The sequence below is a fragment of the Euzebyales bacterium genome (genome assembly GCA_035461305.1).
Taxonomy (GTDB): domain Bacteria; phylum Actinomycetota; class Nitriliruptoria; order Euzebyales; family JAHELV01; genus JAHELV01.
Map to the genome: position 1 here is coordinate 35,051 of DATHVN010000010.1, position 7,483 is coordinate 42,533.

9 protein-coding genes are annotated in these 7,483 nt (G+C 71.2%); 5 read left to right on the forward strand and 4 right to left on the reverse strand.

Annotated features, from left to right (window positions below):
• Positions 1-117 precede the first annotated feature (117 nt).
• Positions 118-2,622: a M14 family zinc carboxypeptidase gene (locus tag VK923_01100; protein HSJ43263.1), complete on the forward strand. Its 2,505-nt coding sequence runs from the start codon at positions 118-120 to the stop codon at positions 2,620-2,622.
• A 28-nt stretch (positions 2,623-2,650) separates the two neighbouring features.
• Here the strand turns inward: VK923_01100 and VK923_01105 are convergent, their stop codons facing one another.
• The 4 genes from VK923_01105 to VK923_01120 form a co-directional block, all read right to left on the reverse strand.
• The gene (locus VK923_01105; GenBank protein ID HSJ43264.1) at positions 2,651-4,030 is read right to left on the reverse strand and encodes a PFL family protein; all 1,380 of its coding nucleotides are present in this window, start codon (positions 4,028-4,030) and stop codon (positions 2,651-2,653) included.
• Complete coding sequence (locus tag VK923_01110) at positions 4,030-4,629, reverse strand: ACT domain-containing protein (GenBank protein ID HSJ43265.1); 600 nt, start codon at positions 4,627-4,629, stop codon at positions 4,030-4,032. Before VK923_01110 ends, VK923_01105 begins: the two co-directional genes overlap by 1 nt.
• A 262-nt stretch (positions 4,630-4,891) precedes the next feature.
• Positions 4,892-5,062: a hypothetical protein gene (locus VK923_01115; protein ID HSJ43266.1), complete on the reverse strand. Its 171-nt coding sequence runs from the start codon at positions 5,060-5,062 to the stop codon at positions 4,892-4,894.
• Between the two features lie 499 nt (positions 5,063-5,561).
• A complete protein-coding gene (locus tag VK923_01120) occupies positions 5,562-5,738 on the reverse strand; it encodes a hypothetical protein (protein ID HSJ43267.1) in 177 nt (58 codons plus the stop codon).
• A 56-nt stretch (positions 5,739-5,794) separates the two neighbouring features.
• Between VK923_01120 and VK923_01125 the strand changes: the two genes are divergently transcribed.
• The 4 genes from VK923_01125 to VK923_01140 all read left to right on the forward strand — a co-directional run bounded on the left by VK923_01125 (position 5,795) and on the right by VK923_01140 (position 7,462).
• Positions 5,795-6,148, forward strand: a complete 354-nt coding sequence (locus tag VK923_01125; GenBank protein HSJ43268.1) for an FtsX-like permease family protein — start codon at positions 5,795-5,797, stop codon at positions 6,146-6,148.
• A gap of 131 nt (positions 6,149-6,279) precedes the next feature.
• The gene (locus VK923_01130) at positions 6,280-6,654 is read left to right on the forward strand and encodes a hypothetical protein (GenBank protein ID HSJ43269.1); all 375 of its coding nucleotides are present in this window, start codon (positions 6,280-6,282) and stop codon (positions 6,652-6,654) included.
• 275 nt (positions 6,655-6,929) lie between these two features.
• A complete protein-coding gene (locus VK923_01135) occupies positions 6,930-7,241 on the forward strand; it encodes a hypothetical protein (GenBank protein ID HSJ43270.1) in 312 nt (103 codons plus the stop codon).
• Positions 7,226-7,462, forward strand: a complete 237-nt coding sequence (locus tag VK923_01140; protein HSJ43271.1) for a hypothetical protein — start codon at positions 7,226-7,228, stop codon at positions 7,460-7,462. The genes VK923_01135 and VK923_01140 overlap by 16 nt, the downstream gene beginning before the upstream one ends.
• The last annotated feature ends 21 nt before the right edge of the window (positions 7,463-7,483 follow it).

Consider the following 7,483-nt stretch of genomic DNA (forward strand, 5'->3'; position numbering starts at 1 on the left):
GCGGACAGGATCCGCAAGACTCGTGCAAAAGGTCAGTGACATCGCACGGCATTGGTGGTTATGCTCCCCGGCACCAATCGACGTCGGGGGCTGACGCGCATGGTCCGTCGTGTTATTGTGCTGTCCGTTGTTGCACTCCTCGCCGGGCTGCTGCCCGCGGCCGCCGGCGCGCAAGCGGGACCTGCACCACTGCCGATCCCGGAGCCCGAGGTCAACGAGGGCCTGCCACCGGGGCTCATCCAGTACTCCGACATCGCGGCGCGGCTCAACGAGATCGCCGCCGCCAGCGACCGGGTGTCGGTCGAGGTGCTCGGACAGTCGGCCGGAGGGCGGGACCTGTACCTGGCCACCGTCGCCGACCCGACGACCGACATTGGCCGCACCAAGGCGCTGCGGCGCATGATGCTCAAGGATCCGGCGCAGGCGCAGAAGCTCGCGTCGCGCTTCCGCGAGTTCCGCGTGCCGGTGTTCCTGAACTGCTCCATCCACGGCAACGAGTACGAGGGCGTCGACGCCTGCATCGCCACGATCGAGCGGCTCGCGTTCGGCGACGACGCGCAGACCCGGGCCGTGCTCGACAACGTGATCCTACTGCTCAACGTCGTGCAGAACCCCGACGGGCGCGTGCTGAACACCCGCCAGAACGCCAACGGCTTCGACCTCAACCGCGACTTCATCACCAACTCCCAGCCGGAGACCGCCCTGGTGCGCGACCTGATGGTCGAGTGGAACCCCATGGTCACCCTCGACCTGCACGGCTACGTCAACCCGATGCTGATCGAGCCGACGACCCCGCCCCACAACCCGAACTACGAGTACGACCTGTACATCGAGAGCGCTCTCGGGCAGGCGCTGGCGATGGAGGACGGTGTCCTCGGCTCCTACGCGCAGTTGCGCGACGATCCTGAGTTCGCCGATGACTACCAGCAGTTCATCGCGCCGTTCCTGGCCAGCGAGGAGAGCGTCATCATCCCGTTCCGCGACTGGGAGGTCGGCGACTGGGACGACTGGCCGCCGATCTTCGCGCCGATGTACGCGATGTACCACGGGTCGTACGGCCACACACTCGAGGCGCCGCTGACCCCACGGCCGGAGTCACTGTCGCCGGAGGCGAAGGCCGCACGCGCGCGGGTCAACACGGAGGCACACATCGCCGCGACGAGCTCGATGCTCGACTACGTGGTCGACAACAAGCTCAAGATGGTGACCGACCAACTCGAGGTGTTCCGGCGTGGTGTCGACGGCATCGACCCGGTGCCGGTCGAGCCCGGGTTCGTCCCCGGGTACGGCCCCGAGGACAACAGGCCCGAGCACGCCGGCTACCCCGAGGCGTACGTCATCCCCGTCGGCGACGATCAGGCCAGTGCCCTGGCGGCCGAACGGCTGGTCGACTTCCTGATTGCCCACGGTGTCGAGGTCGAGTCGGCGAAGAAGGCGTTCGACGCTGGAGGCAGGCGCTGGCCGGCCGGTTCCTACATCGTGTCGATGCGCCAGCCGCGACGCGGGTTGGCCAACACGATGCTCGAGCTGGGCTATGACATCAGCGAGCTGACTCCACAGATGTACGACATCTCCGGGTGGAGCCACGCTGAGCTGTGGGGTGCGACGGTCATCACGGTGCCGAAGGGCACGGATCTCTCAGTGCGGACCGGGACGGTGGATGACGCGACGGTGACCGGCGGCGTGGCCGCCGGCCATGCGGCGGCGTACACGTTCGAGCTCGACTCCGAGACCGCGATCGCCGCAGCCAACGAGATGCTGGCGGCAGGCGTGGCCCTTCGGCTCGGCGATGACGGGACCGTCGTCGTGCCGGCCGACGCCCGCACGCTGCTCGGCGACTTCGCGGCGCGGGGCATCACCTTCACCGCATTGGCGTCGGCCCCGGAGGATGCCGAGCTGCTGGAGACGGTTCAGGTGGCTGCCGCCGTCAACAGCGACGAGGCGCATGTGCTCGGTCTGCTCGGCTTCGAGGCCGATGCAGTCAACGCCGACAGCCTCAACGACGGCTCAGTCAAGCTGGCGGACTACGACGTGCTGATGGTGTCGTCTGACTTCAGGTACCGCGACCTGAGCGCGGACGCGGCGGCGGCGTTCCAGGACTGGCTCGCCGGGGGCGGTGGCGTCATCGGCATCTCGTCCACCGGCGCGGCCCTGAACGCCGGCGCAGGCCTGCTCGACGCCGGCTTCCAGCCGGGCCCGGCGTGTGCGGTGGCGAACGGCGTTGTCGCCGTCGACAACGGCGCGGATTCGCCGATCGTCGCGGGCTTCTCCGCCGAGGACACGTCGTTCGTCTACGATCCTCTGTGGTTCACCGACCTCGGCGACGGCGTCCGTGTGGACCAGCGGTTCGACACCGAAGACGTGTTGCTGGCCGGCCACTGGCTCGGTGACTTCGAGCAGTGGATCGATGACAACACGCCGGGAGGCAACTGTGGCCCGAGCTCGCGTGAGAACAGCAGCCAGACGGACGCGGCCGGCCAGCCAGCGGTCATCAGCGGGACCGACGAGACTGGCGCACGCGTCGTGCTGTTCGGTACCCAGCCGATGTTCCGCGACCACCCCAAGAAGCTGTACCAGCAGGTAGCGCAGGCCCTGTACTGGATCTCCGCCGACCAGCCGTGAGCCGGGCGCGCACTGACCGGCGCTCCGGTCAGTTGCGCAGGCTCTGGACGGGCGCCGGGATGCGGCCGCCGAAGCGCACGAACTGATCGGACCCGGCGACACCCCGGACGGGCAGCACGACGCTCTCGCCGAACAACCCACCGAAGCTGACGTGCTGGCCCGCGGCCTTGCCGGGCACCGGGATCAGGCGTGTAGCCGTCGTCTTGTTGTTGCTCACGCCGATGGCCATCTCGTCGGCGATGATCCCGGCGATCGCCTCACCGGGAGTGTCCCCGGGGATCGCGATCATGTCCAGTCCGACGCTGCAGACGCTGGTCATCGCCTCGAGCTTGTCCAGCGTCAGGCTGCCGTCGGCTGCCGCCTTGGCCAGCGTCGCGTCCTCCATGACCGGAATGAACGCGCCGGACAGGCCGCCGATGCTGCTGCTCGCGAAGGCGCCGCCCTTCTTCACCGCGTCGTTGAGCAGGGCGATCGCCGCGGTCGACCCCGGCGCGCCGATCTCGACGACACCCATGGTCTGGAGGATCTCGCCGATCGAGTCCCCGACCTTGGGGGTCGGTGCCAGCGACAGGTCGACGATGCCGAAGGCCACACCGAGCCGGTCGGCGAGCTCGCGACCGATCAGCTCGCCGACCCGCGTGACCCGGAACGCCGTGATCCTGATCTCCTCGGCGACGTCCGCCAGTGTCAGCGCCTCCGGCCCGACCTCGTCGATCAGCCGCTGCAGCGCTCGCGTGACGACACCGGGGCCGGAGACGCCGATGTTGATGACCGCGTCCGCCTCCCCCTGACCGTGGACCGCACCGGCCATGAACGGGTTGTCGTCGGGCATGTTGGCGAACACCACGAGCTTGGCGCACGCGAAGCCATGGGCGGCGGCGGCGGCCTCGGCGATGTTGCGGATCGTCCGCCCGACCTGCAGCACGGCGTCCATGTTGATGCCGGCCTTCGTGCTCGCCACGTTCAGGCTCGCGCAGACCCGCCGGGTCGACGACAGCGCCTCGGGCAGGCTGTCGACCAGCGCCCGGGCTGTGGGCGTCGAGTGCTTGTGAACCAGCGCGCTGTAGCCACCGATCAGGTCGACGCCCACCTCGCCCGCCGCCCGGTCGAGCGTCGCGGCGACGCGCACGAGATCGTCGGGGCCATGGCCAGCAGCGACGGATGCGATCGGCGACACGGCGATGCGCCGGTTCACGACAGGGATGCCGAAGGTGCGCTCGATCTCCGCGGTCGCGCGGACCAGCCCACCAGCGTGCCGGACGATCTTGGCGTGAACCTTCTCCTGCAGGTGCCGGGCCACCGGGCTGGAGCAGTCCTGCAGGTCGAGGCCGAGCGTGACCGTTCGCACGTCCAGGTGCTCCTCCTGGAACATCCGGACCGTGTCGAAGATCGGGTCGGTTCGGATCATCAGCTGGACCTGTCGTTCGGCGTCACGTCCGGACCCGCGTCTGCACGCGGCGGAACGCGATTCGTTGGTCGCCACGAACAAGCGGTGGTGCTGCACCCGCACGGCAGGTCCGCGTGGGCGGTCGCGTGCCGCAGGTCGATCTGCAGCTGATCGAGCGCGACGTCGGCCGGCAGGTCGACCTCGGCCACCATCGTCACCTGATCGCCGAGCAGCTGGCTGTTGAAGTCGGTGAAGTTCCCGCCGCGCGCGGCGACGATGGCGGTGACGGTGTGCACCAGCCCAGGGGCCGCTCCCCCGGTCGCCGTCAGCACGTAGCGGTCGCCCACCACGTCGGTGGCCGCGCCCGCGTGGTGCGCCACGATCGTCACCGACGCCTCCAGGCCGATCTGGGCCTGCACCTCGTCGCGGAGCACGTCGGCCTCGACGATCGCCGGCACATCGACGCTGATCAGCACGGTGAACCAGTCGTGCACGACGGTCTGGCTCAGAGCGAGCAGGCCGACGTCGAGCTCGTCGAGCAGGGCGGTGATGCCGGCGATGATCCCGGTCTGGTCCGGGGTCAGAGCCGTCAACAAGTGGGAAGGGCGGGGAGTCGTCATCGAGACCTCGGACGAAGGGGTCCGGCGTCGGCGCCCTGCGATGCTAGCGGCGCTCCCCCGCGCAGGGCGGCGGGAGTAGCGTACGGCCGTGGCCATCGACGTCGCCGCGGCGGCGCCCCTGCGTGCCGACACCACCTCGGTGTCTCGTACAGCCGGCGATCTAGGGGTTGTGGCCGTCGACGCGCACCGCGCGGACGTGCTGGCGATCGACGCCGCGCTCGCGGCGGAGGTGGCCGCGCTCGCTGCCGACCGCCCCGCGTTGTCAGCCGTCGACATGGACGATCGCCAGGTCCTGACGCTGACGGCCACGATCCGTGGCCGCAGCGCTCCGCGACGGGACGCGGAGCCCGAACTGGTCGTGCTCGTACGCGACGGCCACGGACTCGTCCACCCGCTCGACGGCGGCGTCGTCCCCATCGACGGCCGTCCGCACGACATGTCGGTCGGCCTGGGTGGCATCGCGCGACCGGTCGCCCTTGCCGGCATCGACCTCGTCGTGCCGCCTGACCTCACCGCCGCAGCGCGCACCTACGACATCGACCTCGCCTACGCGGCGGCGGGTCGGTCACCGGAGGTCGCCTGGCGTGCCGTACCCGACGCCATCCGCGGCGGTGGGACCGCGGCGACGACCGACGTGTCCACCGACGGCTCGCGGCTGACGTTCCGCGCCGAGCTGCCGCCGGGTGTGGTCTTCGACGACGTCGTGCTGCACCTGCGGCCGGGTGCGCCGACTGATCCCGGGCCCGTCCCGGTGCTCGTCGACGCGTCTCGCCTCAACGCTCGCGGTCGCCGACGGAGATCGCTTCGCCCTGCGCGTCGCCAACGTCGCGGTCGACGCCAGAGTCGCCGGGGTCGCGCCCGCGCTGCCCGGCCTGCCCGAGGGATCCGACGCCGGCGGGGCGCTGATCGACCTGGGCACGCTTGCGGCGCTGTCATTCGACCAGGTGCAGCGCGCGGTGGTGCCCACAGCGTGGCTGCTCGATGTGGACGGCGACACGGCCGGCGTGGCGCGACGACTGCGTGCGCCACCGCTGACCAGCGCACGCGTGCTCGAGCGGACCGAGGTCGCCGCCCGTCAGCGCACCGACCCCGTCGCAACTGGGGGTCACGGGGTCGCTGCTGCTCGGGTTCGGCGCGGCCACGCTGCTCGCTGCCGTGGGCTTCCGTGGCTGCGGCGATCGCCTCGATCCGTGAGCGCGCCTCGATCCGTGAGCGCGTGACCGAGTTCTCGCTGCTGCGTGCGATCGGCCTGTCGGGTCGTCAGCTGGCGTCGTGGCTGACGGTCGAGCAGGGTGTCGTGCTCATGGGAGCGTTGGTCGGGGGCGTGCTGCTCGGTGGTGCGATGGCCTGGCTGATCCTGCCGTACACCGCGCTCGACGCGGACGGCACGCGTGCGCCTCCAGGCGTCGGCATCCAACTGGATCCGCTGGGTCGCCGGTCTGGTGGCGGTCGTCGTCGTGACCATCGCCGTGGTCGTGCTCGTGCTCGTGCGACCGCTGCGGCGGCTGCGGCTGGGTGAGGTCCTGCGGACAGGGGACGGCCGGTGATCGCGGTGGTGGCGCGCCGCGCCCGTGCGGACGCTCCCCTGGTACTCGTCACCGCGGCCGTGCTGATCGTCACGTCGGTCGTGGTCGCCGAGACGCGCAACTGGTGGCCGCCGACGGCACCCTCCTGCTCGTCGCTGTGCCGACCCTCCTCGCCGGCGCGGCCGGCATCCTGCTCATGCGACTGCTGCCGGTCACCGCGCGTGGGCTGCTGGCGATCGGCGGTACCGAGTGGTCGACGCCCGTGGTCACGGGGCTGCGGCGGATCGTGCGCCGTCCGACACCGGCGACCCTGCCCGTGCTTGCGGTCACGGTGGCTGCCGCGACTGTCGTGCTGACGACGGCCACGGTGCAGACGGTGCAGCGCACGCTCGACACCGCGGCGTGGTTCGAGATCGTGCGCCGGCCGTGGTCGACGCCGTCGAGCGGTGCGCGGTGCGTCGCCGGCGCTCGTCCGCCGGCGCGTGTCGGTTGCGGTTGAGGACCGGACCACGGTGCTGGCCGTCGATCCGGCCACCTACGCCGACCTGCTGGCCGGTACGCCGATCGCGAGCGACCTCGGGCCGTTGGGGGCAGGCGGGCCACAGCTGCCGGCGATCACCTCGCCGACGTTCGGCGCGGTCGGCACCGTGCTGGATGTCAACCTGCCCGGCGTCGCCGTCGTGCCCGTCGAGGTGCGGGCGATCCGCGACCGGTTCCCCGGAATGTCGCAGGAGACACCGTTCATCGTGGTGCCTGCGTGCCCTGGCGGACGTCGTGCCGCGCGACCCCGTCGCGAACCGCTGGTACGCCGCCGACCGACCGCTCCCCGCAGGGGCGCGGACGCAGGCCGCGACGGCAGCCGCGCTGGGAGCTGCACCCCTGCCGGCGACCGGGCTCGCGGTCCTGCGCACCGGCGTCGCGCTGGCCGCGGGACTGGGACTCGCCGCCGCCGCGATCGGGCTGGTGCTGGCGGCCCGGGAGCGGCGGCGTGACCTCACGTTCCTGCGTGCGCTGGGCCTCGACCGCCGGCAGGCGGTCGGGCTGACACTCGTCGAGGCGCCGCCACGCTGGTGGCCGCCGTCCTGACCGGTGTCGTGGTCGGCGTGGGCCTCGTCGTGACGTTCGCCCGCAGCCTCCACCTCGACGCGCTGACTGGTGGCGTGCCCGCAACGGTGCGAGCCGACGGCACCCTCGCCGGCACCGCTGCGCTCGTCCTCCTGGTACCGATTGCCGGCCACGATGATCGCGGGCTGGCGCAGCCTCGACCACGACGTGGCGTCCGCCCTGAGGACGGAGCAACCATGTGACGGTGCAGACCGCTGGCGCGG